This window comes from Paenibacillus alba, assembly GCF_013204855.1.
Classification (GTDB): Bacteria; Bacillota; Bacilli; order Paenibacillales; family NBRC-103111; genus Paenibacillus_E; species Paenibacillus_E alba.
In genome coordinates this window covers 158,167-183,767 of the sequence record NZ_JABMKZ010000013.1, presented here as the reverse complement: position 1 = coordinate 183,767, position 25,601 = coordinate 158,167, and the positions used below count along the sequence as shown (strand labels likewise).

Annotated in this window: 26 protein-coding genes; 7 read left to right on the top strand and 19 right to left on the bottom strand. The window is 46.3% G+C overall.

Annotated features, from left to right (window positions below; genetic code table 11):
* Positions 1-210 (top strand): hypothetical protein (locus HQN90_RS38325; RefSeq protein ID WP_216855357.1); only part of this gene is annotated, 210 nt, incomplete at its 5' end.
* A 532-nt stretch (positions 211-742) separates the two neighbouring features.
* Here the strand turns inward: HQN90_RS38325 and HQN90_RS18280 are convergent.
* Both HQN90_RS18280 and HQN90_RS18275 read right to left on the bottom strand, forming a co-directional pair.
* The gene (locus HQN90_RS18280) at positions 743-1,096 is read right to left on the bottom strand and encodes a c-type cytochrome (protein ID WP_246362569.1); all 354 of its coding nucleotides are present in this window, start codon (positions 1,094-1,096) and stop codon (positions 743-745) included.
* 24 nt (positions 1,097-1,120) lie between these two features.
* Positions 1,121-1,780, bottom strand: coding sequence for a response regulator (locus tag HQN90_RS18275; protein WP_173221265.1), 660 nt, complete (start codon positions 1,778-1,780; stop codon positions 1,121-1,123).
* A 225-nt stretch (positions 1,781-2,005) separates the two neighbouring features.
* Between HQN90_RS18275 and HQN90_RS18270 the strand changes: the two genes are divergently transcribed.
* Positions 2,006-2,416: a FixH family protein gene (locus HQN90_RS18270; RefSeq protein ID WP_173221263.1), complete on the top strand. Its 411-nt coding sequence runs from the start codon at positions 2,006-2,008 to the stop codon at positions 2,414-2,416.
* Between the two features lie 14 nt (positions 2,417-2,430).
* Positions 2,431-3,048: an SCO family protein gene (locus HQN90_RS18265; protein ID WP_338042345.1), complete on the top strand. Its 618-nt coding sequence runs from the start codon at positions 2,431-2,433 to the stop codon at positions 3,046-3,048.
* Here the strand turns inward: HQN90_RS18265 and HQN90_RS18260 are convergent.
* The 5 genes from HQN90_RS18260 to HQN90_RS18240 are packed head-to-tail and all read right to left on the bottom strand — an operon-like array spanning position 3,045 to position 7,282.
* On the bottom strand, positions 3,045-3,962 hold the full coding sequence (locus HQN90_RS18260) for an MBL fold metallo-hydrolase (RefSeq protein ID WP_173221259.1): 918 nt from the start codon (positions 3,960-3,962) through the stop codon (positions 3,045-3,047). The genes HQN90_RS18265 and HQN90_RS18260 overlap by 4 nt on opposite strands.
* Positions 3,963-4,003: 41 nt before the next feature.
* Entirely contained in the window at positions 4,004-5,035 is a 1,032-nt protein-coding gene (locus HQN90_RS18255) for an ABC transporter substrate-binding protein (RefSeq protein WP_173221257.1), read from the bottom strand.
* A 28-nt stretch (positions 5,036-5,063) separates the two neighbouring features.
* Positions 5,064-5,819: an ABC transporter permease gene (locus tag HQN90_RS18250; protein WP_173221256.1), complete on the bottom strand. Its 756-nt coding sequence runs from the start codon at positions 5,817-5,819 to the stop codon at positions 5,064-5,066.
* Positions 5,752-6,591, bottom strand: a complete 840-nt coding sequence (locus tag HQN90_RS18245; protein ID WP_173221255.1) for an ABC transporter ATP-binding protein — start codon at positions 6,589-6,591, stop codon at positions 5,752-5,754. The genes HQN90_RS18250 and HQN90_RS18245 overlap by 68 nt, the downstream gene beginning before the upstream one ends.
* Before the next feature lie 25 nt (positions 6,592-6,616).
* On the bottom strand, positions 6,617-7,282 hold the full coding sequence (locus HQN90_RS18240; RefSeq protein ID WP_173221254.1) for a Crp/Fnr family transcriptional regulator: 666 nt from the start codon (positions 7,280-7,282) through the stop codon (positions 6,617-6,619).
* Between the two features lie 331 nt (positions 7,283-7,613).
* Here HQN90_RS18240 and HQN90_RS18235 point away from each other — a divergent pair, with 331 nt between their 5' ends.
* Positions 7,614-8,171 carry a hypothetical protein gene (locus HQN90_RS18235; protein WP_173221253.1) on the top strand — a complete coding sequence of 186 codons (558 nt, stop codon included), beginning with the start codon at positions 7,614-7,616 and terminating at the stop codon, positions 8,169-8,171.
* 504 nt (positions 8,172-8,675) lie between these two features.
* On the opposite strand, the gene HQN90_RS18230 is transcribed toward HQN90_RS18235, so the two are convergent.
* The 8 genes from HQN90_RS18230 to HQN90_RS18195 form a co-directional block, all read right to left on the bottom strand.
* Entirely contained in the window at positions 8,676-9,461 is a 786-nt protein-coding gene (locus HQN90_RS18230; RefSeq protein ID WP_173221252.1) for a DeoR/GlpR family DNA-binding transcription regulator, read from the bottom strand.
* A gap of 52 nt (positions 9,462-9,513) precedes the next feature.
* Complete coding sequence (locus HQN90_RS18225; protein WP_173221251.1) at positions 9,514-11,235, bottom strand: putative 2-aminoethylphosphonate ABC transporter permease subunit; 1,722 nt, start codon at positions 11,233-11,235, stop codon at positions 9,514-9,516.
* On the bottom strand, positions 11,235-12,269 hold the full coding sequence (locus HQN90_RS18220; RefSeq protein WP_173221249.1) for a putative 2-aminoethylphosphonate ABC transporter ATP-binding protein: 1,035 nt from the start codon (positions 12,267-12,269) through the stop codon (positions 11,235-11,237). The genes HQN90_RS18225 and HQN90_RS18220 overlap by 1 nt, the downstream gene beginning before the upstream one ends.
* Positions 12,270-12,397: 128 nt before the next feature.
* Positions 12,398-13,513 carry a putative 2-aminoethylphosphonate ABC transporter substrate-binding protein gene (locus HQN90_RS18215; RefSeq protein ID WP_173221303.1) on the bottom strand — a complete coding sequence of 372 codons (1,116 nt, stop codon included), beginning with the start codon at positions 13,511-13,513 and terminating at the stop codon, positions 12,398-12,400.
* A 132-nt stretch (positions 13,514-13,645) separates the two neighbouring features.
* Positions 13,646-14,773, bottom strand: coding sequence for a 2-aminoethylphosphonate--pyruvate transaminase (gene phnW, locus HQN90_RS18210; protein ID WP_246362568.1), 1,128 nt, complete (start codon positions 14,771-14,773; stop codon positions 13,646-13,648).
* Entirely contained in the window at positions 14,770-15,567 is a 798-nt protein-coding gene (phnX, locus tag HQN90_RS18205; protein ID WP_173221247.1) for a phosphonoacetaldehyde hydrolase, read from the bottom strand. Before phnX ends, phnW begins: the two co-directional genes overlap by 4 nt.
* 36 nt (positions 15,568-15,603) lie before the next feature.
* Complete coding sequence (pbfA, locus tag HQN90_RS18200) at positions 15,604-16,965, bottom strand: (R)-1-hydroxy-2-aminoethylphosphonate ammonia-lyase (RefSeq protein WP_173221245.1); 1,362 nt, start codon at positions 16,963-16,965, stop codon at positions 15,604-15,606.
* 559 nt (positions 16,966-17,524) lie between these two features.
* Entirely contained in the window at positions 17,525-18,280 is a 756-nt protein-coding gene (locus tag HQN90_RS18195) for a DUF975 family protein (protein ID WP_173221243.1), read from the bottom strand.
* 137 nt (positions 18,281-18,417) lie between these two features.
* On the opposite strand from HQN90_RS18195, the gene HQN90_RS18190 reads away from it, so the two are divergent.
* A complete protein-coding gene (locus tag HQN90_RS18190; protein ID WP_173221241.1) occupies positions 18,418-18,609 on the top strand; it encodes a uracil-DNA glycosylase in 192 nt (63 codons plus the stop codon).
* An 8-nt stretch (positions 18,610-18,617) separates the two neighbouring features.
* On the opposite strand, the gene HQN90_RS18185 is transcribed toward HQN90_RS18190, so the two are convergent.
* On the bottom strand, positions 18,618-19,391 hold the full coding sequence (locus HQN90_RS18185; RefSeq protein ID WP_173221238.1) for a phytanoyl-CoA dioxygenase family protein: 774 nt from the start codon (positions 19,389-19,391) through the stop codon (positions 18,618-18,620).
* Between the two features lie 140 nt (positions 19,392-19,531).
* Between HQN90_RS18185 and HQN90_RS18180 the strand changes: the two genes are divergently transcribed.
* Positions 19,532-20,401 (top strand): helix-turn-helix domain-containing protein, encoded by an 870-nt coding sequence (locus tag HQN90_RS18180; protein WP_173221236.1) that lies wholly within the window; start codon positions 19,532-19,534, stop codon positions 20,399-20,401.
* 91 nt (positions 20,402-20,492) lie between these two features.
* Here the strand turns inward: HQN90_RS18180 and HQN90_RS18175 are convergent, their stop codons facing one another.
* Positions 20,493-21,575, bottom strand: a complete 1,083-nt coding sequence (locus tag HQN90_RS18175; protein ID WP_173221225.1) for a Gfo/Idh/MocA family protein — start codon at positions 21,573-21,575, stop codon at positions 20,493-20,495.
* A gap of 192 nt (positions 21,576-21,767) precedes the next feature.
* On the opposite strand from HQN90_RS18175, the gene HQN90_RS18170 reads away from it, so the two are divergent.
* Positions 21,768-22,862 carry a MerR family transcriptional regulator gene (locus HQN90_RS18170; protein ID WP_173221223.1) on the top strand — a complete coding sequence of 365 codons (1,095 nt, stop codon included), beginning with the start codon at positions 21,768-21,770 and terminating at the stop codon, positions 22,860-22,862.
* Positions 22,863-22,897: 35 nt separating this feature from the next.
* On the opposite strand, the gene HQN90_RS18165 is transcribed toward HQN90_RS18170, so the two are convergent.
* Together HQN90_RS18165 and pnpS are read right to left on the bottom strand one after the other, a co-directional pair.
* Positions 22,898-23,614, bottom strand: a complete 717-nt coding sequence (locus HQN90_RS18165; protein WP_079421087.1) for a response regulator transcription factor — start codon at positions 23,612-23,614, stop codon at positions 22,898-22,900.
* Positions 23,615-23,710: 96 nt separating this feature from the next.
* Positions 23,711-25,507 carry a two-component system histidine kinase PnpS gene (gene pnpS / locus HQN90_RS18160; protein ID WP_173221221.1) on the bottom strand — a complete coding sequence of 599 codons (1,797 nt, stop codon included), beginning with the start codon at positions 25,505-25,507 and terminating at the stop codon, positions 23,711-23,713.
* Positions 25,508-25,601: the final 94 nt, after the last annotated feature.

Below are 25,601 nucleotides of genomic sequence, written 5' to 3'. Positions count from 1 at the left end.
CATTTTCCGCTCAGAATCAACGCTTTTCGCCTAAATAGCGGACCACAGTTCCCTCTCATGCTGCTTTTACCCTGTTTTCCGCCAATTAGCGGACCACAGTTCCTTTTCGCCATACTAGTCATGGTTTCGCAATCGGCTCATCTTGGTCATCCACCACTTACGGTGTCATTAGCTAGTCCCAAAGGGAACTGTGATCCGCTATATGGCTGAAAACCGCCTAATCTCACTCCAAAGTGAACTACGATCCGCTAATTGAGCATTTTCCGCTCAGAATCAACGCTTTTCGCCTAAATAGCGGACCACAGTTCCCTCTCATGCTGCTTTTACCCTGTTTTCCGCCAATTAGCGGACCACAGTTCCTTTTCGCCATACTAGTCACGGTTTCGCAATCCGCTCAGCTTGGTCATCCACAACTTACGGTGTCATTACCTAGTCCCAAAGGGAACTGTGATCCGCTATATGGCTGAAAACCGCCTAATCTCACTCCAAACGGAACTACGATCCGCTAATTCAGCATTTTCCGCTCAGAATCACCACTTTTTGCCGAAATAGCGTACCCCAGTTCCCTCTCATGCTGCTTTTACCCCGTTCTCCGCCAATTAGCGGACCACAGTTCCTTTTCGCCATACTAGTCATGGTTTCGCAATCCGCTCTGGACTAGTCACGGTTTCGCAATCCACACCTGAGCTTCCACTGTCCATTTCAGATGAATTTCAGCACTTGATCTTGACTCGTGCAAATTCTATTTCTTGTCCGCCAGCCATGCCGATAAGCTCTTTATGTCCTCTTCCTGCAAAATGGATTTAAAGGCAGGCATGCCGCCTTTCCCATTCTGAATCTTGTCCGCAATCTGCTCTTGGCTCCGTATTCCGCCGACCTTTGCCAGCGAAGGTCCAATTTTCCCTTGCAAATTGCCGCCATGGCAGGTCATGCAATTGCTCTTGTACAACGCTTCCGGCTTGTTTGCACTTATCGCAGGGCTTGAAGCTGCTTGATCTTCTCCCGGTTTAGGCGCCTTGGTTGCAGTCTCGCACCCAGACAGCAAAGCTAAAAGCAGAACCAACAAACCTGCTGCCCCATTCAGTTTCATTTTCATACTCATACAGCCCCCTTACAGTCCCTATCTAGCTCTATCTGACATCCATCCTTGCTCATACACATAACGGGTAAGCTGAACCCGATTATCCATGCTTAGCTTCTGCATCATATTTTTCAAGTGATTTTTCACGGTATGCTCCGAAATCGACAGCCCTTCAGAAATTTCACGATTGGACTTGCCGCTTGCCACCCATTTCAAAATCTCATTTTCTCTTGCCGTGATCGAAGTGTTCACAGGAACAGCCTGCTTCTCTTTGTGCGAAAATTCCTGAAGAAACCGCAAAGCCAGCTCACGGGACATGGGAGCCTCGTCCACAGCAACAGCTTTTAAATATTCATGCCAGGAATCTGCGCTTAGATTTTTGAGAAGGTAACCTTGCGCGCCTTTCTTAATCGCCTCGAACAAGTTGGTAATATCGTCGGACACCGTGATCATCACGATTTTCACATAGGGATACTTCTCTTTAATTTGTTTGGTTGCTTCCAAACCGTCCATTTTGGGCATATGGATGTCCATCAAAATTAAATCGGGCATCCATTCCTCCATGAGGATCATCGCTTCTACACCGTTCTTGCCTTCTGCCACAATCTCAAACGAAGGGTCATTTTTCAAAATGGCCCGAATGCCTTCCCGGGCGTGGGAGTGGTCATCAACAATCAGAATACGGAAGGGCTGGCTCATCCGTCGGCCTCCTTATTAAAACTCAACTCCCTTCTAACTATACGCAATAATTCAGATTTCAAAATGACTCAGAAGAGCTATTATTGCTTTATTTGGGGAGTATTTCGTGACATCTCTTCGACATCGGTGCATGAAATAGCCCTTTCTAGTCATGGCATCTTTCTTCCAAGCAGGTATAATGGCAACCAGAGAGACAAGTAAAACAGGAAAAATGAAAGTGAGGACATGATGAAGAAAGCATCAGCAGGGCTTGTTCTAGCAGGACTCTTGCTATTGACGGCATGCCAAAGCTCCAGTATGGATGACATGGCGATGAATCCTAGCGATATGAAAATGATCGACGTCGATCTGCAAGTAAATCCTGATTTACCAAAAACTGACGAATTGGTGACGCTGCAAGCTACCATTTCTCAGGATGGAAAGAGGGTCAAAAAGGTAAGTGAAATAACTTTTGAAATATGGAAAGACGACCAGACCAGCGACCATATCAAGGTCAAGGCAGCCAAAAAAGAAGCAGGTGTGTATGTGGTAGAAAGGAAGTTCCCAACAGCCGGCACCTACAATGTAACTGCTCATACAACGGCCTCTGGCTTCCATGCAATGCCCAACAAGCAATTCCAGATTTCAGCCAATTAAGGGGGTTAATGAGGGTGTCCGTACAAACACATACCAGAAAAATGGTTTACCGCTACGCAGCTATCGCCTTACTCGCTCTTGTAGGTCTATCCTTGGTCCTATGGTATCGACAAGATACGGCTTCCCTGCCCATGATCAAAAAAGCTCCGGAGTTTACTCTCCAGAACTTAAAGGGGGAACCCGTTCAATTAAGCGACTCTAGCGGAAAAGTAAGAATCGTAGAGTTCTTTTTCGGCAATTGCGTCGATATTTGCCCGGCGACGACTTCCAACATGGTTTTGATGCAAAATAACCTCAAGGGAAAAAAGATATTCGGAGATAAGGTTGAATTTCTAAGCATCACTTTCGATCCGCTGCGCGATACACCGGAAGCTCTGGACAAATACGCTAAGGCGCTGGGCATTGATCAAGGAGCTGGATGGCAATTGCTGAGAGGGAGCGAGCAGCAGGTTCTGCAAACTACCAATGATTACGGCATCATGGCTGTTAAGCAAAAGGATGGGCAATTTGCTCATTCGATCAAATCCTTGTTTCTGATTGATCAAAACGGATATATCCGCAGCATCTTTGAAATGGGTGCAAGCATGGATAATGAAACGATTGAGAAATCTATCCGTCAGCTTCTGCGTTAAAGATCAAACGCCATTAAATCTCTGGCCATGGTGATCGGACCTTTATAGATGTCACTCATCCCTTCCGTGTAAGCCGCCTCCGCTTCTTCATTCGCGGCTGGGGCGGGAATATGGTGGGTCAGCACCAGATGAGCGATGCCAGCCTTCCGGGCTATCTCGGCTACCTCCAGCGTGGTCGAGTGATACTTGGCCGGATTGGAGAGACCGACCTTTTGCTCAGGGAACTTGGCGATCAGCGTGTCGAGCCATGACTTGTTGTAAGATTCATGGATCAGCAAGTCAATGCCACGGCTATGTGTGACCATATTATCAACGGGAATGGTATCTCCTGAAATAACAACGGACTTGCCGTTGTATTCTATTTTATAAGCGATGGCAGGATACACAGGTCGATGATCCACTTCGAAAGCTGTTATTTTCACGCCGTCCCGCTCATAGACGATGCCCTCATTGCTTTCGTGATAGTGAATATCCTGCCCGTCTTCGGCGGAGAAATTGTAATTCACTCGAAGGTTCACATCAAAGTCAAAGGAATCCCTCATTTTACCTATAATCGCTTTCGTCGTTTGGGGTCCATATACGTTCATAGGTCCTTTACGCCCCTCAAAAACACGATCCGCGATAACATGTGTACGCCAGCTTGTAATAAACACATCAAAAAACCCGGAATTATGATCACTGTGATGATGGGTGAAGAATACATCAGAAATGCGCTGCGGCATGATCCCCGCTTTAATCAATTGATCTACCGTCGCACCGCCGCAATCGAAGAGAAACGTCTTATCTCCGGCAAGAATCGCGACGCCAGCTTTGGCCCTTCCATAAAAGGCTCTCGGTGTACCCGTACCAAGTATCACGGCTTTGATATGCTCATGAAAATCAGGCAAAAGGTTTTCTTGTGGTTGTAAATACAAGGGAAAAGCCTCCTTCGTTCAGATCGATTATTTGTCTTTCCTTATTTTTCTTTCTTCACTTCATCCAAGAGCGAGGTGTCCAGGAATTTGCTGAAATCCAGTTCCTCCGCTTTTACTTTCAAATAGCCGGCATCAAAAGAGATCTTCGCTTGCTCATTAATATCTGCCAACGTGATATCCTGGGTAAGCTTCAAATGATCAATGGCTGCTTTGATCAGCGCTGGCTCCATTCCTTTCCCTGTCAAAACCTTCAATTCGCTGCTGATTAATTCATAGGCTTTGTCCGGATTTTGCTGAATGAAATCAATCCCTTGCTTGTTGGCTTTCACAGCCTTCTTCGCGAGATCACGATGATCTTTCAGAAATTTATCATTGGCAACGAGAATCGTTAGCGGATAATTGCCATCCTTCGGCGGGATTTTATTCCAATCCACCAGAATCGTTCCCGTTCCTTCTTGAATGATTTGCGTGCCCCACGGCTCGGCAATTAACGTAGCATCCACTTCTTTCTGGCGAATCGCCACCAAGGTGTCTGCGGGAGCACGTGTTACAATTTGCACGCCGGAGGCATCGGTGGAAACCTTCAAGCCTTCTTGCTGAAGCAGCGAACGAAGCGAGAGATCCGGGGTACCGCCTTTAGCCGCAACAGCAACCGTTTTGCCGACGAGGTCCTTCACGGTTCGGATGCCAGCATCCTTCCTCGCGACCAAAACTGCTCCGCCGTTGTTCACACCAGAAATTACTCGGATATTTTTGCTTTTCAAATATTGATTGATAACCGGCCCCGGACCTACGTACCCAAGATCAAGCTGATCCGTCGCCATCGCTGTTGCAAAATCAGCCCCATTATCAAAAGAGGTAACTTCTATTTTGGCATTTGCACCAAATGCTTGCTGGAAGTAGTTATTTTGCAACGCGATAAACCCTGGCGCATGCGTCACATTTTTCAAAATCCCGATTTTCACCGTTATACTGGCCGCACCCAAAGATGCAGCTTCTTTGCTTTGTCCGCAAGCCGATAAAACCAATCCGCTAATGATGGCCAAACTCATGACCCAACCCCATCTTTTCATCTCAAATCCCCCTTAAATGCCATTCTGATTATTTCTTTAACTGAAAGCGAAGGACAATCCGATCCTCCAACTGTTTAAAGCAAAAATGGTCTGAAATCGTCCCAATGACCGCAATAATAATGACAACGCACAGAATCGTAGCCGTGTCTCCTAAGCCGCGTCCGTCCTGAAGCATCTGTCCCAAGCCGACGCCTTTGGCGATTAGCTCTCCGGCGACAAGAGCCCGCCAAGCGAAAGCCCAGGCGACACGAATGCCTGTGATCCAGTGTGGAAATGCCGCCGGCAGCTGCACTTGAAAAAATAACCGGTAGCCGCTGCCTGTTCCCAGCATTTGCGCTGCCCGCAGGTGAATCGGTGAAATATTCATGATCCCCGTTCGGCTGGCCATCGACATCGTCCAAGTTGCGCCAATCGTCGTTATGAAGATAACCGCCGTATCACTCAGCCCGAACCAGATGATGGCAAATGGCAGCCAAGCAATGCTCGGAACGGTTTGAAGCGCAACAACCACAAAGCCGAAAGTCTCGTCCAGATACCGATAACGTGCGAAAAGATAGCCAAGTACTGTGCCTATGCCGATCGAAATCGCAAAGGATATGAGCAGGCGGCGAAGGCTCGCTCCTATCGCGCCGAGGAGATGCCCCTGTGTCAATCCATCATAGAAGGCTTCCACTGTTTGCAGCGGTGAAGGGAATTTCCAGCCCCACTGAAATATTCTAAATCCCAACTCCCATATGATCAGCAGAAGAAGTAGAAACAGCGTTCTTCTTAAGGCTGTATTCATAGCCAAGCTCCTCTCTGACTACCTTCTCGAGCTCGTCGGTCAGAGCTTCCATAATCTTGTTTTCCAGCGCATGTATCAGCGGATCGCCCATTTCATGAGGTCTTGCCGCCTGCACGGCGAACTCCTTCTTGATCTTCCCTGGCTGTGTCGCCATAACCAGGACCCGATCCGACAACATGACGGCTTCGCGAATGTTATGTGTGATGAACAGAATCGTTTTCCCTGTTTTCAGCCAAATTTCTTCCAAATCCTTGAGTAAAATGATCCGCGTTTGCTCATCCAAAGCTGCAAATGGCTCATCCATCAAAAGAATATCGGGATCCATCACAAGCGCTCTGGCGATCGCTACTCTTTGTTTCATTCCCCCGGAGAGCTCATGAGGATAACGATCCGCAAATTTACTTAAATGCACCGCTTTAATTTGTTCCAGAGCGAGGTCATAGCGCGCCTTCTTCGCTAAACCCTTTTGCTTCAAGCCAAAGGCTACATTATCCAGCACCGTCAACCACGGAAACAAGCCGTGCTCTTGGAAAACAACAATGCGATCGGCTCCCGGCCCAGTCAGCTTCTGACCATTCACCTCAATCGTTCCGCTGCTTGCCTGCTCGAAGCCGGCGATTAAATTCAGCAAAGTTGATTTGCCGCATCCGGATGGGCCAACGATGGAAACGAACTCCCCTTTTTGTATAGTCAAAGAAACTTCGTCCAAAGCTGTATAGGTGCTTCCCTTCCGCTGAATATACCTTTTGCTCACTTTGTTGATCGCAATCATGGGTCACCTCCTTGTCTGACGATGTCTACACACTAGCGAAAAATTGATTCGGACGAAGGATCACGATTTTCTTTTTCGAGTAATCAATGAGCGCTTGTTCTCGCCATTTGTTCAGCGTTTCTGTTACGGTTTGCCGGCTGCATCCGATGACGTAAGAGATTTCTTCATGGCTCAGCGGCACTTGAATCTCCAAACCTTGATCCGTTGGTTTGCCAAGCTGCAAGAGAAACCACGCCAAACGCCATGCTACAGGGCGGCAGATCAAGGTTTCAACCATTTTCTGCGTTTGCAAAAGCCGCCGCGCGCCAAGAACCGCAACCGAGTAGGCAAACTCCGCGTTCTCCTTAGCGAGCTCAAGAAACTTGCGGGCATCGAGCGTAATAATTTGGCTGTCCACCAAGCATCTGGCATACCGTTTCCGTGGGATATGGGTCAAAATTTCCGCATTTCCGAAGATTTCCCCCTCATAGCGAAGAAACAACGTAATGCCTTGTCCTTCTTCCGAGGATTGGGAGATTTTGATTAAACCCGCATCCACATAATAGGCACCGCTCGGCTGATCATTTTCTTGAAAAACAAACTCATTTTTTTTGTAGCTTTGCATCGTCCCATGTTTCCGAAAAGCCTCTATCATAACTTCCTTGCTCGGATCTTTCTCTTGCAGAACAGCAAGCTCATTGAATTGCTCCATAGGATGAATCCCCTTTTTGTTAATTCCCCATATCATATAATCTAATGTCGAGTATTCCGATGCGTTATAAATATATTATCACATGAATCTAGGTTAAAATGTCGGATTCCCGACAAAATCGAAAAAATAATTGTTGCGTTTCCAGCAAATCGAAACCGAAATAGACCTCTGCCGCACATGCAGAAGTCTCTTCCATGAATGTGAACTTTTTTTGAAAACATTGATTTCAATGCTCATATGCGATATATTCAAGTCTTGCTAGTCGATATATATATCTAAATCTGGTCATATTTACAAATAAATACACGAATTCAAGGAGAGATCAACTATTATGACATTGAAAAAAACGACAGCAGGCGTGATCCTGCTTTCCATGATGATAACCGCAGCCGCATGCTCCTCCGAGCCGAAACAAGCAGCAACTAGCCCAACACCAGCAACAGCCGCTACGGCAGCGCCACAAGCAACACCAACGGCTGAGAGTCAAGATGCTTTGAATTTGAAAGGCTATATTGCTGCAAGAATCTCGCAAGAGAAAATCGATTTCCTCTTCGCGGAAGCCAAATCCAAAGACGGCAAGCTGATTCTTAACCCAGTAGCTGCGGACAGCAAAGAGAAAGCCGTCAAATTCCTGTCCAGCTATTTCGATGCGGCATTGGCCGATAAAGTAGCGACCCATTACTTGACCGATCAGAAAGCAGACGGAGCTATCATCACGAATACAGCGCCGTTCTTCCCTGGGAATTTGCTAAACACCCAGAAACAAGACATCACTTTTGATGCCGCGAATACCAAAGATCAAGTGGCTTTTACAACCAAAGATGGCGTCACTTATACAACGAAAAAAGTGAATGACAAATTCGTTCTTACAGATGCCGTGAAGAAATAAGCGAGTCGGCTTAGCTTTTGAGCGTGAGACGGAACTAGGATACGCTATTTGCTTGAAAATGGTCGATTTGCAGTTCAAACGGAACTACGGTACGCTATTTGCTTACGTTTCTCATTGAAACGTGTTTCTTTGAACAAATAACGTACTGTAGTTCTCTCTCGCTGCCAATTTCCCCTGTTGACCCACATATAGCGGATCTCAGTTCCCTTTCAGACATATATAAAGTGTAAAAGAGCCTCCAATTCCACTTGCCTAAGTGGTTTGTGAGGTTCTTTTTCCCCTCCGGCAGCTACCTTGTCCTCTTTGCAAAAAAAGAGACCCACGGCAACGGGCCGCAGGTCTAAAAGTAATTCTATTTTAAAGGGGGTCGAGTTTTATTATACGAAAGTTTTGTTAACTGGAGATGAATTCTATATTTCTTTTTGATGACAAATTAATCATCTATATGACAGAGCTCTAAAAAAAAGAATCCGGCAACAGCCGCATCCTTTTCACAACCAATTGTTAATTTGCCGTGATCCAAGTCACATTCTTAGCCGCCAGATTAGCTTCCCACTCTTTGGGCACAGGGACATCGCTCACAATGATGTCGATTTCCTTGAGATCAGCAATCTTATAAAATTGCACAAGCCCAAATTTCGACTGATCCGAGAGCACGATGTTTTGCTTCGCATGTTTCATGAATTGCTGCGTCATGCGCCCTTTCCCCTCATCAAAGCCAGTAATCCCTCTACCTATCATCATGCCATCGACGGAGAGAAAAGCTTTATCCGCATAAAAATGCTCTACCATCTGCTCGGCCATGGAACCAGCAACACGAGAATGCAGAGCATTCACTTTGCCCCCCAGGAAATAAATATCCCCTGAAAACAGTTCCTTGTTCTTATAATCAATCAGTAAATATAGTGCCGGAATAGATATGGTCAAAACCGTAAGGTTCTTTTTGTTCAGCAAATAATCAATGGTATGCAGGGTCGTCGTTCCATCATCAATGAAGATAACGTCATTATCCTCTACCAGTTGAGCTGCCGCTCTGCCAATCATCCGTTTCGCCTCGGCATGCAGCACTTCTCTTTTGAGCTGCGACGGTTCCTCGCGGGATAAGTTAATTTTGACCGCGCCGCCGTAGACACGTTTCAGTTTATTTTCATCTTCAAGCTCTTCCAAGTACCGCCGAACCGTTTCGGAAGAAACATTTAAATTGTCTACCAAATCATTCGTCTTTACTTTGCCTTCCAGATTAAGCTGGTTGAGAATGTAATCCTTCCGTTCTTCACCTATCAACGACATTGTATACAAGCCCCCAGTTAGTGTGTGCCAATTCTAGAACAATTATATGATTTTACTTCCTAATTTGCCAAGCAGAAGTTCTTTGTTTGATTTTATTCAAAATGAGCTCGTACACCATTCGAACGATGATGTTCGTTCCAACAATGAGAGTTGACATCGCAGCTGCCGCAGCCACATCCCCGGCGTCCTCCATATTGACCAAAGCAACAGCTGCTAAATTCATATCGGCAGACCGCAAGAAGACAACAGCGGAAACCGTAACCATCGCATTGACGAAAAAGTACATGCTGATTTCAGCAATGGCCGGCAAGGACATCGGAACCGTGACTTTCAGAAACGTCTTGTAAAACGGCACACGCATAGATTCCGAGACGAGCTCGAATTCTTTGTCCAGCTTTTTGAGTGCTGTCGTCGCTGTGATGAAAGGAACCGCATAGAAATGCGTAATATTCGCAAGCACAAGAATGGCCATCGTCCCATAAATCCAGTTGAACGGATTGCTCGGATCATTAAAGAAGAAAATGTATGCCAAGCCTATGACCATACCCGGAAGTGCCAAGGGAAGAATAGAAAGAAAATAGCCGACTTGCCTTAGTCCCTTCATCGTTCTGGATTTCTCAATCAAGTACGCAAAAACAAATGTCATGAAGGTACCTACGATTGCCGTAATAATCGAAACCTTCAGCGAGTTCCAAAAGGGTTCCAAGCCAGACCCCGCTACGCTTGAGAAATCAAAGTGTTTCAAGCTAAGATGCAGATTGTAAGGCCATACTTTAATCAGCGAGGCAAATAAAATCGTAATCAATGGAATCAAGATCGCTGTGGAGATGATCCAGCAGAAAACACGGTAAAAGCCGTCTCTTCCTCGTCCATCAGGTATCTGATACGATGTTGATTTGGACGATAGCATGGAACGCTGCTTCCGCTCAACAATTCGGTCTACGACGAATGCAATGACCGCCGGAATCGTAAGCAGGATACCTACCGTCGCCCCCATGGACAAGTTTTGCTGACCAATCACTTGCTTATAAATATCGGTGGCGAGCACATTAAACTTGCCGCCGATCGCTTGCGGTGCGCCGAAATCCGTAAAGCTGGCTGTAAAACAGACGAAAGCCGCGCTGATTAAGCCATACTTGACGGACGGCAGCGTGACGGTAAAAAAAGTTTTCACTTTACTTGCTCCAAGCGATTCGGCTGCTTCATAGAGCCGCTGGTCTGTCATGGATAACGCCGTAATAAAGATAAGAAAAGCCTGCGGGAATAAGTAAATGACTTCTGAAATGACAATCCCGATCGGTCCATATATCTCTATTCGCAAGCCTGGCAGGAGACCGAAGAATCCATTCGTAATGACGCCTTGATTCCCGAATAAATAGGTCAATGCAATTCCATGCATCATCGTCGGCTCAAAAAGCGGCAGCAGCGCGATGTAATGGAAATACCTTTTGCCGCCAATCCCCGCCCGGCTTATCCCATAGGCATAGGTGAACGCAAGCATGACCGCGATGACCGTTGATAAGACCGAAACCCAAACCGTATTAGTTAACGATTGGATAAGAGAAGGCGTCGAGAAATATTGAATAAAATTGGCGAAGCCAATAAAGGATTCTTGTTTGTTCAGAAAAGCCTTGCTGAATAACAGGATTAATGGGATGAGTGTGCTGGTCGTTAACGTAAGTACGAGTATGACAATTAATATATTTTGCAGCGTAAAGAATGCTCCCAAATGACGGCGATTAGGCAGTTTCATGGTGACTGTTCCCTTGTTCATTAGGCACCAACCACGGCTTCGGCAGCGAAGGAAATCATTTTCTCTTGCGGGAATTCAACCGAAACCACGGCATGCTTCGCAAGTTTGAGATGCTGGGCCATTTGAGCTGAAACATCCACGGTCAGGAGGCAATCACGGTATTCATTAACGCTGTCAGCTGTCGGCTGGAGCAGCAAGCGGTAGAAAGCTCCTCTGAACTCGACATGCTTGACGATAGCTTGCATAGCTCCCCTTGTGCCCGCGGCAGATAGTCGAATATGCTCAGGCCGAACAGCTAAGTTCCGCTGCGGCATATTTCCAAACCCCTGCAAGAAATTAATCGAACCGATAAAATCAGCAACAAAAGGAGAATTCGGTTCATCATACACTTGCTCCGGTGTCCCGATTTGGACGACCTCCGAGTTCTTCATCACCACAATACGATCAGCCATCGTGAGCGCTTCTTCTTGATCATGTGTGACCATGACGGTCGTAATCCCTAGCTTTTCTTGCAGCTCACAGATCTGCTCCCGCAGCTTAACCCGAACCTTGGCATCAAGAGCGGATAGCGGCTCATCCAGGAGAAGGAAATCCGGTGAAAGCACAATTGCCCGGGCAAGCGCGATCCGCTGCTGCTGACCGCCCGATAGCTGTGCTGGATAGCGATCATGAAGATGCAGCAAGTCAACTAAGGAGAGGACTTCTCTCACCTTATCATCAATGTCTTTCTTTGAAAACTTTTTGCCCTGCAGCCCATAGGCAACGTTCTGGTAGGCCGTGAGATTTGGGAATAAGGCGTAGGATTGGAAGACCATCCCGAAGTTTCTTTTGGCTGGCGGCAGCGCTGTGATATCCTTGCCACCGACAAGAATACGACCGTGCGAAGGCTTCTCCAGACCGGCTATTATGCGCAGCAGTGTTGTTTTCCCGCAGCCGCTCGGACCGAGCAGGCAGATGAATTCATTCTTTTGAATATCAATATCAATCTCTTTCAAAGCGCTGAAAGAGCCGAATGATTTATTTACACCTTGAATGGACAGGTAAGCCTCTGTCATGGTCAAGCAGCCTCCTTCGTCTTATTAGCTCTAGTATAAATCTCTATTGTTATCATTTTGTTAAGTGTTGAAAGAAAACGACTGGCTGCAAAGCTTGGTTCGCAGTCAGCCGTTTTATGGTTTTCGCCTTATTTTTTCGGTTCGCTTTTTGCGTTAAAGCGCTTGTCCCACTCTGCTAAAATGCTGTCACGGTTTTTCGCCGCATCATTCAGGTCATATTTAATCAATTGTTTGATCGGATCAACCGTGTAACCGTCCGGCACTTTGCTTGTATCCGTTTTGATAGCCAGAATCGCATAGTTTTTGTTGTATTCTTTCATGACGTCATCCGTAATCGCCCAGTCAAGGAAGTCCTTCGCTACTTGCTTAACGACTTTCTTTTTCATCAAAGCATTGGCTTCTACATCCCAGCCGGAGCCTTCTTTGGGGAATACCACTTCAACCGGTGAACCGGTCTTTTTCTCTTGAATACCACGGTAGCCGAAGGAAATACCAATCGGATATTCGCCTGTACCTGCCAATTTGGCCGGTTTGGAACCGGAATGAACGTACATGGCAATGTTGTCGTGCAATTTATTCATATAATCCCAAGAAGCATCTTTACCTTTCAATTGAACCAGACCAGATACGGTCAAGAAGCCTGTTCCGGAAGATGAAGGGTTCGGCATCGTGATAAGTCCTTTGTATTCCGGCTTCGCCAGATCCTCGTAAGACTGCGGAATCGCTAATTTGCGCTTCTCCATCTCTACTTTGTTAACGATGAACGCAGTTTCCCAAGCATCAATACCTACCCAGTGCGTAACCGCATTTTTATCTTTAAAATCAGGAAGAATACGCTCTACGCCTTTGGGTGCATACGGCTCCAGCATCGTGTTCTGATCAAGCACCAGCAAGCTTGTCGCCGCTAATCCCCAAACCACATCGGCTTGCGTATTATCTTTCTCAGCCAGCAATTTCGCCGTAACAATCCCTGTTGAATCACGTACGATATTTACTTTAACATCCGGATATTTCGCTTTAAAAGTGGTCAAATAGGTTTTGATCTGATCGTCTTCCAAAGCCGTATACACCGTTAAATCTTTACTTTTCGTATCTACGGTTGCTTCCGTACTTGAGGTTGCAGCCGCTGTTGGCGCCGTGCTTGCTTTCGTACCCTCCGTAGTACTTCCTGCTTTTCCTCCGCAAGCTGCCAGCATGAAAACTACCGTTAGTAAAGCTGCTGTACTTCCGATTGACTTCTTCATCATTTCTATTCCCACTCCTTTTGTGTGTATCAGTCTGTTCATGGCTCACTGATAGATTTAGTATAAAATAGTTTTGTAAATTTAAGATTAAATACAAGTTAAGAAATTGTTTTTATATTCTTTTTGTTGTTTTTAATTTGTTTTCCAAAATAACTGCTTTTCCATACCTGCCAGCAACCGTTCCATATCAGCCAAATGCACGTCCCCGATATTGCCAATACGGAATGTGGAAGCTGCCGTTATTTTACCCGGATAAATGACAAAGCCTTCTTGTTTCATGCGTGAATAAAACTCATCAAAAGAAAACACAGGCGAATCCGGATATAAGAAAGAAGTGATGATTGGAGATTGCAGTTCGACTGGAAGTAAAGTCTTAAGACCCATTCGCTCCATTCCGGCTACCAATGTCTGTTGATTGGTCTTAAAGCGTTCGTATCTGCTGGCGATCCCGCCTTCTTCCTCTAATTCCTGAAGCGCTTGATCAAACGCACGTACAGTATGGGTTGGCGATGTATAGCGCCATTTCCCATTGCCTAGTTCCATCGTTTCCCACTGATCATAAAGATCCAAAGAGAGGGAGCGCGCAATGCCTTTGCAGGTGGCTAACGCCTCTTTGCGAGCAATGATGAAGCCAAAACCTGGCACGCCTTGAATACATTTATTGGCACTGCTGATCAAATAATCGATATCCAGAGCTGCCATGTCAATCGGAATGCCGCCAAAGGAGCTCATGGCATCAACGATGACCGTTTTGCCATATGCTTTGGCAATGCGCGTCACATCCGCAACCGGATTCATCATCCCGGTCGTCGTTTCTACATGCACAACAGCCACATGTGTAATGGACGAATCCACCTTCAGAACTTCCTCGAGCTGCTTCGTGTTCACAGGCTTCGTTTCGCCTGAGTCCAGTACGATCGAATAGATTCCGAGGATCTCTGCCATCTCAGCCATTCGTTTACCATATGCGCCATTCGTGAGAACAAGCAGTTTGCCGTTTCGGGGAATCACGGAACCAATGACCGACTCCACAGAGAAAGTACCGCTTCCTTGCATAAGCACGGTTGTGTAGTCTTCCGGCTTGCTCGATGCCATTGTTACAAGGCGGCTGCGAATAGACTGAACTAATTGGTTATAGTCTTGATCCCATGTGCACCAGTCACGCAGCATGGCTGCCTTTACTTTTTTACTCGTAGAAAGGGGGCCTGGCGTTAGCAGCAAATAAGGATTATCTGGTAATTGATTCATATTAATTTTCATGGACGCTCACCTCTTTGAAGTCTCTCATTAATGAGTGGGATTAACTGATCAAGCTCTCCAATGCTGTCTATCACATAGTGAGCGCCTTGTTCGCGAAATTTCGCCGCAACGATCGCCATACGCTGCTGAAGGAGATCAGGATCGCACGCTGCAACCTCATCTTCGCTCATGCCAAGCTCACTGCCGCCTTTCACAACACCAACGGTCCATGCGCCTGCGTTAACACCTTCACCCATATCGCTTACGGTATCGCCAACCTTAATCATCGTGTGCATAGGATACACATTCAAAGCTGCTGCATTTTCATACATCATCCAAGGATAAGGTCTTCCTGCCGGCACATCATTCGGAGTCACCACATGATCAGGGACATAGCCTCTTTGACGGGCTTCGGCCGTTACAATGGCCATCATCTCGGCCGTGTAGCCCGTTGTTGAACCTATGCGAATACCGGATTGGCGCAAGCGATCCACAAGTGCGAGTGCACCGGGGATTGGCTCTGCGTATTGATGTACAACCGCTAACATCATCGGTTCAAAATCTGCATAAAGCGCATCAATATCCGACTCCTGTGGAAGCTGACCGTAACGTACCTCCCATAACGCAGCTACCCGCTCCATCTGCAAAATTGCCCGAATATGGTCTCGCTTGAGAAGCCCCATCGGCGCTCTCGCCTCTTCAATCGTAATGGCAATTTCTCTCTTTTGGAAAACCTCCATAAAGACATTCAGCGGCGCAAAACAACCATAATCGACCATCGTCCCCGCCCAATCAAAAACAACTGCTTGAATCATTGTAAAACCTCCTGTTTGACTGATAAGTTTGCTTTCTTATAGTTCCGCAATACTTTTCTCCAAGATATCCAGCGCCTCATTCAGCTCAGCTTCCGTAATAATCAAAGGAGGCGAAAGTGTCAGCACATTGCCTTTGGAAACCTTAAAATTGAGTCCTCTTGCCAAGCAAGCATACATAACGCGCTCTGCCTCAGCTACTGCCGGTTCTTTTGTTGTCCTATCTGCAACAAGCTCAACGGCTGCCAGCAGACCGATTTGACGAATATCCCCGATGATGAGATGCTTTTCCATCATTTCTTGCAATCGCAGCTTCAGGATACCTGCCAAATAATTGGCATGCTCCAGCAAATTTTCTTCTTCTATGACTCGAAGGGTAGCTAGCCCGGCAGCCGCGCCTACGGGTGACTTCTCATGGGTATAATGTCCAATCGACATCGTCTGCGCTTGGTTCAGCTCTTCCTTCATAAGCAGCGCGGCCATAGGGAATATGCCTCCGCCCAGACCTTTGCCAAGAACGATCATATCTGGGGTTATCCCATAATGTTGATAAGCAAACATTGTACCTGTTCGTCCGAATGCGGTAGCCGTTTCATCTACAATCAGCAAAGCACCGTGTTTGTCACAGAGTTCCCGCAGCTTCTGATAATAAGGCACCGGCGGGATCTGTACATCTGTATTTCGTATGGTTTCAATGACGACAGCGCCGATCTCTCCGTCCTGTTCAAGCACATACTCGATTGGCTTCAGGCAAAGTGAATGGGCCTCATCCTGACATCCAAACACACAGCGATAGGAATTAAAGGGAATCACATGTTCCGCTCCCGGCAGCAAAGGTCCTAAGCCTCTGCGGAACGCCCCTTCCCCTCCGACAGAGATAGCATCCAGCGATGCGCCGTGAAATGCTCCCCACATGGATAATGTCTTATATCTGCCTGTTATGGCACGTGCCAGCTTCAAAGCCATGCCCATCGCGGATGTGGCGCCTGGAGCGAACAGAACTCGACTCAGAGCGCCGCCCGTTAACTCCGTTAGTTTGGTTGCGAGCTCAATCGCCGGCAAATTTGTATACCTTCTTGTACAAAAAGAAAGCTGATCAAGCTGCTGCTTCATAGCTTCAATGACAGCAGGATGGCCGAAGCCAAGCTGATGTACATTATTGCCGTGGAAATCCATGATCTTCCTGCCTTGCGCATCCTGAACATAAATTCCCTTACAGGAGGAAAGCACGTTCAGACAAGGGGTTGATAAGGTTTGATGAAGGAAGACATCCTCGTCTTCTTGTAGATAAGCTCGCGATGTTTCATCTATGTGCTCTGCCCACCACTGCGACCTTCCTTCCGTCAAATTAATATCGCCTTCTGTTTTCATATAAGCCTTGTTTTCGGGGTTGGTCGGCATGCGGGATCACCTCATTGCAGGATGTTGTTTTGTGCTTCTAGATCTATCTTATAGAAGATTTGTAATCGGAAGATTAAATACATGTAAAATTTGTGTTTTTAATTTTTTTTAGTTTGTTTTAATTGTTTTGTTTGTGGCAAACGTCTCACCAGATATGAAAAGTTACAGAAACTTTCTTGCGAAACGGAACTACGATCCTCTATTTGGCTCAGAATGCGATATTGGCAGTTGAAAGGGAAGTAGGATCCCTTATTCCGCAATTTTAGGGTGATATTCCTTAAAATTAGACTAATTAGCGTACCATAGTTCCCTCTGGCTAACTAAAAGTAGGTTTTGACGGTGAATAAGGGAACGTAGTTCCCTCCGGGGGCACAAGATGCCGGTCCGATTGAGTTTGAACTAGCTGGAGTCAACTAATTCCCCCTCTAGTTCCCGCTGGTCTCTAACTACTCCGCGCCAAGCCACCTCCTCGGCAGCGACAAAACAATAAGCAGCAAGCTTCACTCACCTCAGAACATATAAAAAAACCACGCAAGAGATCGCGTGGTTTTCTATCTTCTTATAGTAAATTCAGTTCTTTCTCATGGCTCAGCCCCTTATGCAAAGCTTGCTCACGAAGAACCAAGTAAAGCTCCGCTCTCGTCGATTGATAGTAAGGCGTTACGAAAAGCACACCAATACCAAGCGCCAAGGTACCTAACACATACCAACCAATAAAAGATAAATCCAAAACGAACATTTTCCACTTATGGCCTCGTGTCATCTGGTTGCTTAATTCAACCGCTCTCTTCGACCCAATCTGGGGATTGTCGCCAAGCAGGTAAGGAACCATGCCGTATGCATAAGACTTCACGATTCCTGGAATGATCAGCAAGCAATACCATAGGAACAGCAGGAATCCACTCCATAACATCGCCAGCACAATCCTCAAGTAATTGCCATTGGTGAAGGCATACACCAGATAGCTCATGTTAACCTCATGTTGGGCAGCAGCCTGCTTAAAATACTGCTTCTCCCCCGCTTCAAAGGGAGCTACAACAAAGATTTGGAAAGCCAAGCTAAGAAGTCCAACGACGAGCGCCAGCAGGATAGCGCCAATAACGACAACTGCCATCACGGAGCTATTGCCTATATCTCCCCAGCTGTTATTCAGGCCAGGCAGGCTTAATGAGCTTCCGCCGCTGGAATTAAAGGAGCAGCCGGATACGCCTCCACTCAAAACAGCTACCACCAAGCTGACCAGAAAAGCTTTCCAATACGATGTTCGTAATACTTGCTTTGCCCGGTCTTTTAGTTCTTTGCGAGTCCAGTACATACAGCATCTCCCCTTGTGAAATCCTTATTACATCTATCGTACCTCAGACAGGATTAAACCGGAAGACTCTTATGGGATTCAATTCATCGTCCCGATCAGGTATAATGAGCTTATTCTAGCATCAGAGGGACCTCATTATGACCGAATCCAGTCCAATTAATTGTATGCGGTGTGTACATTTCTATATTACTTGGGATGCCAAATTCCCTAAAGGCTGCAAAGCTTACGGCTTCAAAACACATACGCTGCCAAGTCAAACGGTTCTTTCCTCGTCAGGCAAACCTTGCCTGCAATTTGCACCAAAAACGCCCGTTAAGCCCGGCAAATAAATGTCGCCTCAAATAATCTTGAACTCTGGCTTCACCTTCGTGAAATTCGGATTCTCTCCGCTAACCATCAGGCCCATTCCCCAGTCAAAATGTGTATTCTCCACCGGAAAATCACTCGCTTCACGGTATTGAAACAACACATTTCTTCTAGTTCTTGAGCTGCGATTGGTTTCAGAGCCATGAATGGTCAAATAGTTGAAGAACAACACATCGCCTGCTTCAGCCACACAAGGAGTCCCCTCCTTAATCGGATATTCCTTATGATTCAAATAGTAGGAACCTACGTGAGGCAATGAACCGACATGATGTGAGCCTGGTATGACGCGCAAGCAGCCATTTTCTTCATCCGCATGATCCAGATGTACACTTGCCGCAAGCATCGTATGCTTTTCATGAGGAAAATAAGGATAATCCTGATGCATCGGGAAAGCAGCCCCGTTCTCCGGCGGTTTAACTAGCATTTTGGTATGATGCAGCTGTACATTGGGGCCGATAATTTGCGTGAGGACAGCCGTCATTTGCGGATGAATGACAGCTCGCATGAACGAAGCATCATGATAATGAACATCATGGAAGCCTTTCAAAACAAGCTTCTTCAGCTCCTCAGCCGGAATAAAATCCCCTTGCCAGGCTGAATTATAATCTGCTTTGGATTGCGCAGCGCGTGCAATAATCCCCTCAACCGCTTTTCTCATTTCTTCGACTTCCTGTTGATTGAAGACACCCTTCACAAGCAAATACCCATTTTCTTTATAAAATTCTACATCCTTTTGAGTGATCATGACTCATTCCTCCATCATTGTTATTGATTGTTAACCGCTTCCTTACTTATAATTATAGGAAAGAGAATCAATTCTGTCTTTTTCGCCAAAGGACAACTTTTTGCACAATGAGGACATTTTCTATAAAAAGGATGAGAACCATGTATCGCTGGAAAGAGACAACCTCCATGTTGAATGAAGCTGTAACATTAATTTCGGGAGCAGCTGCGACTTTCAAAATTCAATATTGGGGCGTAGATGAATGCCTGTTCGAGAATAAACCGCATAAGCACTCTTTCTTTGAAGTATGTTATATCCTCGGCGGGGAAGGTGTATATACGGATGCGGGGAGACAGTTTCCATTAAAGGCAGGAACACACTTTTGTTCAAGACCGGGCATTCATCATCAAATCCGCACCCAAGTTGGGCTGTCCATTGTTTTCGTTGCTTTTGAATTGGATGAATCATTAAGCGACGATTCGATGCGCGAAGCCTTCAGCAAGCTTGAGGAGCACGCCGAGGTGTGTCTTTATGAGGGGGATGATCACCCGACAGCCCTCTTGTGGAAGTCTATTCTCATGCGAGAGGATAAGCTCAGCTTGCCAACTGCGGCCATCTCCTCGGCAGCGTATGCTTTGCTGGTATCATTCCTAGCCCTATTCGGTAAAGATCATCATGAACCGTTCATTCCACGTAAAAATACGAATGCGCTATTACAGCGTGCGAAGCTGTATATTCGTGATAACCTAGCCCAACCGCTCCATCTCAGTCATGTTGCTGATTATCTCAATGTGTCTGAACGCCATTTATCCCGCTTGTTCTCGGAAGGCATACACGAGACTTATACGGATTTCATTCGCAGTGAACGAGTACGTCAAGCTGCGCATCTGCTGCTGACAAGCGAGCTTTCCATGAAAGAAATTGCTGAAGTCACAGGCTTCTCTTCTGTTCATTACTTTTCGAGAACCTTTACGGAAGCCAAAAAACTGCCTCCAGGCAAGTTTCGTCAGCAGGAACTCCGTAGAACCTAATTATGCGCAAAAAAACCCTTTCAACCGAGTGATTAACTCGAGTTCAAAGGGCTTTTTTTATTTCCTAGGAAATAGTCTAAGCGCGTCTAAATTAGTCGAAATAGACGGCTTTGCCTGTTTTGGCGGATTCATAGATCGCTTCCAGAATTTCTGAAACGACGCATGCTTGCTCCGGTGTTACAACCGGGTCTTTGTCATTTTCGATAGCGTCAATCCATAAACGCATTTCGAGGTCAGGCGCGCTGTCTGCCGCGCCATCGTAGAAAGCAACGCCGCCAGCATTCAGCTCAACTTCTGTCGTGAATAAACGGCTGTGCTTCTCTCCATTGATGCGCAGACCGTTCTTCATATCTGCTCCGCCTTCTGTTCCGCTAAGCGTACATTTGGCTTCATCAACTTCCAGTGTGTTTAGCGCCCAGCTGGACTCAAGAATGATCGTTGCCCCATTCTTCATCGTAATCATCCCGAAAGCGGAATCTTCCACAGTGAACTTCGCAGGATCCCACGGTCCCCAAGCATTTGCTGCATTCTCACGTTGGGATAGTTTGTGGTACGACGTTCCAAGAACGACTTTGGGCTCGTAGTTGTTCATCATCCACATCGTTAAATCCAACGCATGCGTACCGATATCAATCAACGGGCCTCCGCCTTGTTTCTCCTCATCCAGAAAAACACCCCAAGTAGGAACAGCGCGGCGGCGAATCGCATGAGCTTTGGCGAAATAGATTTCTCCAAGCTCACCATCGGAGCAAACTTTGTACAAATGCTGACTGTCGCTGCGGAAACGATTGTTGTAGCCAACTGTCAGTTTTTTGCCTGTGCGCTTCGCTGCTTCAACCATGCGGCGTGCATCCGCAGCCGTTTTGGCCATCGGTTTCTCAGACATAACATGTTTGCCTGCTTCAAGCGCTGCAATTGTGATTTCAGCATGAGAATCATTGGGTGTACACACATGTACGATGTCAATGGAACTGTCTTTCAACACTTCACGGTAATCTTCATATACACGTGCTTCGCCTTTTCCATACTTCTCTGCCGCTTCTTTGGCTTTTTCTGGAATAATATCACAGAAAGCGACCATTTCTACGTTGTTTAATTTGTTTAAGCTTGGCATATGTTTGCCGTTGGCAATTCCGCCGCAGCCAATAATGGCAATCCGATACGTTTTGGACATGGATGATCCCCCTAAGATTAATATCGCCAGGAACTGGCTTCGTAAGCATAAGTATTACCTTATGTATCTCCCTGATGCTTCTCACATTTGCTTTTAGCTTGTACTATATAAGAGTATACCAAAAATCAGCAAAAATAATATTTCTGATCTGGCGAAAATTGTATCCGATTGTGCCATGATGGAGGATTAACCATGTTAATTAATGAAATCTCCCGCAAGCTGGGCATTACAGCCCGAGCGATTCGGTTCTACGAGCAGAAAGGATTGCTCATGCCAACGAAGCAAAAGGAAAATGGGTATCGAACCTATACCGAACAGGACGCGTGGCGACTGCAGACGATAATCTCCTTGCGAGAGGTCGGCATGACACTTGAAGATATAAGGCTGACCTTGGCTCAGACTGATTTGAATAGACAAGAAGAAGTCCTTGGCGCCTTGCATATGCATCGTTCCCTACTGTTCCAGCAGTGGACAGAAATAAAGCAAATGATCGGTACGATGGATCAGATGATTCAAGCTGCGCAAGCGAGCGAGCAGCTGCCAACGGAGCTGCTTTATGAGCTGGCCCAACACAACAAAGAGCTCCGTGACCTTCGAACCAGTTGGCGAGACCATTGGGGCTTCGATCAAAAAGCTCCGCACTTTGATGAGCTGCTGCAAACAACTCCTCCTGAAGTTCGCCAAATAGGCGACTCTCAGGTCGTGCCTATTCACAATCAACCTTCTTCTACGATCTACGAAGCAGCTTTAGCCAAAATTGTAGAGCTGGTTGCTCCGTTTCACCTTAGCAAAGGTCTCGATGTGGGCACCGGAACAGGCAACTTGGCCGGTAAACTTCAACAAAGCGGAATGGCCATGTCGGCGATCGACCAATCCCAACAAATGCTCAAGCTATGTGCGGCCAAGCATGCGGAAATTGAACTTAAACTTGGCAATGTATTAGCCATTCCCTTCATGGACGGAGAGTTCGACGCCGTCGTGTGCTCGTTCGCCCTTCATCATCTTACCGCGCCGCAAAGAGAGCTCGCCTGGAATGAAATGCTGCGGGTAATGAAGCCTGGCGGCATTTTATGTCTGGCTGATTATATGATCAAAGATCCAGACAAGAAGGATGCATTCCTAACTAGCCTTATCAACTCACAAACCACAAAGCTGCCTATGATGCATGAGCAAATTGAGCTTTACACCATACATTCACAGCTGATGGCATGGTTGCAGTGCCGCACCTCACAAGTAATCACGGAGGAAATTGCCGACGACGTTTATGTCATCTACGCGCAAAAATGAGCCTGGGCAGCTGATAAATCAGCACCCTAGACTCATTATTTTTTGACCATGCTCGCTACCAGCTTGTACCCCACACCACGGATGGAATCAATCTGGACCGATTGCTGATTCATTTCCAGCTTCTTCCGAAGCGAGCTTACGTGCACATCAACTGTTCGTTGGCCGCCTATATAATCGAAGCCCCAAACGATATTCATCAAATCATCTCGGGTTACAACCACACCGGGCCGCTGCACGAGATACAGCAGAACCTCAAATTCTTTGGGTCTAAGCGGGATAGACTCCCCTTTGAGCACTACTTCATATTTCTCCGGATAAATGAATAATTCTCCCGCCTGAATCACTTTCTCATTGGATTTCAACTTATCCGCGGTTGCTTCCTCTGACTGCGTTCTGCGCAAAACCGCTGAAACGCGAGCAAGCAATTCTGCCACCCCGAAGGGCTTCGTTATATAATCATCAGCGCCATGCTTGAGGCCTTGTACGACTTCATCCTCTGCGTTGCGCGCCGTTAAAATAATAACTGGCGTGCTGTTCCCCTTTTGTCTGAGCTTTGCTAATACCTCGAAGCCATTGAGTCCGGGCAGCATAATATCCAGAATAATTAAGTCGTAAGACTGCTGCAGCGCTTCTTGAAGTCCATCGCCACCATGATCGACAACTTTCGTATGATAGCCTTCCTGTGAAAGGTTGTACGAAAGCAACCGTGCTAACGTTGGTTCATCTTCAATTACTAATATGTTTTGTGCCATGGGGACCCCCGCATTTACATTTTATTAACATTGCACACCCTTACTTTACCACAATTTTGTAAAGAGAATGTAAATCTTTCGTCATCTCTGTGTAAATTAGTGAATGACAGGCAATTCAATGGTGAACTTGGTCCCGATCCCAACTTCGCTATCAACCCGAATCGTTCCTTTGTGCAGCTCTACCAAATGCTTGACAATGGATAATCCAAGTCCGGTTCCGCCTGAACTTCTCGAACGAGCTTTGTCTACGCGATAGAATCGCTCGAAAATTCGAGGCAAGTCTTTCTTCGGAATTCCCATTCCCGTATCGGATACGATCAAACGCAGCCGTTCATAATCACCATCTGCATTCATGTCAAGCGGCTCTACGCGCACCTTCACCTTACCGCCTTCATGTGTATAGGAGATTCCATTGGACAGCAAGTTGATAATAATTTGCCGCAAGCGGTCTTCATCAGCTTCAATATACACGTCATCATCGACCTGCATCGTTAGCTCAATGTGTTTCTTTTCGGCTTCTTTTCTTAATACACTCAAGGATCTTTCCAGAAATTCCGGCAAGTAAATCGGTGAGAAATTCATTGGAATTCGTTTCGACTCAATTTTGGATAATTCTAGAATGTCCCCAATCAAGCGATTCAATCGTTCACTTTCATCAAAAATGATTTGCAGGAACGATACTGCCGTTTCCTTATCATTCAGCGCCCCAGCAAGCAGCGTCTCGGCAAAACCTTTGACAGCTGCGATCGGTGTCTTTAGCTCATGGGAAACATTCGCCACGAATTCACTGCGCATCCGCTCCAGTCGTCGCACAGCTGTGATATCGTGAATCACAATGAGAACACCCGACCACTCCTCATCTTCATGAGCAATTGGACTTAAATGGATATCCAGAATACGTTCTGCCGGATAATAGAAGATCATCTCATCGCGAATCGGTTCCCGCGTTTCAATGCATTCCTGAATCAGCTTTGTGAAATCCAACTGCTGTTTGGCTTCATTATATCGCTTGCCGAGCAGCTCCTGTGAGGAGAAGCCCAAAATGTATTCGGCGGAAGGATTCAATAACGTAATGCGCTCATCGCGATCAATCATCATGATGCCGCTCATCATATTTTCCATGACACCTTGCAGCCTGCGCTCATTCTCTTGAATCCGGGCCATTTGCAGCTGCAAGCTTTCTGACATCCGATTAATCGCCTGACCAAGCTGTCCCACCTCATCGTTGCTGTAAGCGGGAACCCGAGACTCATAGTTCATATTCGTAATTTGCTGTGCGACTTTGGTCATTTTCTCAATGGGATGAGTAATTCCTTTGGCGATCCGATAACTGACCAGACCCGCAATGAGGAACAAAATGGCTAGTCCGATAATTAGAAAATACCACAAGCTGCGAACAGACTTGTCCACCTGGGCAAGACTCATCGAAATCCGCAGAAATCCGATTGTTACTTTCGAATCATTCTTAACAGCAATAGCTGCGTACAGCATTTTTTCCTTGAGTGTATCACTATATCGTGTTGTATAGCCGACTCCTTGAGCGGCAGCTTCCGCAATCTCTGGCCGGCTTAGATGATTATCCATTTGTTCCGGTTGTTGATCCGAATCTCCCAACACCTTGCCGTCTGCCCGTACAAACGTTAATCGTTCATAGGTTGCTTCCTTAATTCTTTTTACTTGCGTGGAGTAAGCATTGATAAGCTCGCTTTCCGAACCCGTGCGATTCCAATCCGCGGTTACTCTTATCACCTGAAGTTCGCGTTCCATATTGTCTTTCAACGATTTCACATGAGAGTTCTCGAGCACCTTAGCCATGAAAATACCGGCAATCAGCATGGAACAGCCAATCAACGTAATTAAAATAAAAGTCAGTTTGGCACGGAATTTGGTCATTTTTCTGGAGAACCTCCGATGTAGGAAATAAAAAGAAAAGGGCTACTCTACATAGTAACCCTTTTCTTCGTGCCTAATCCAGTTATTTTTTTGT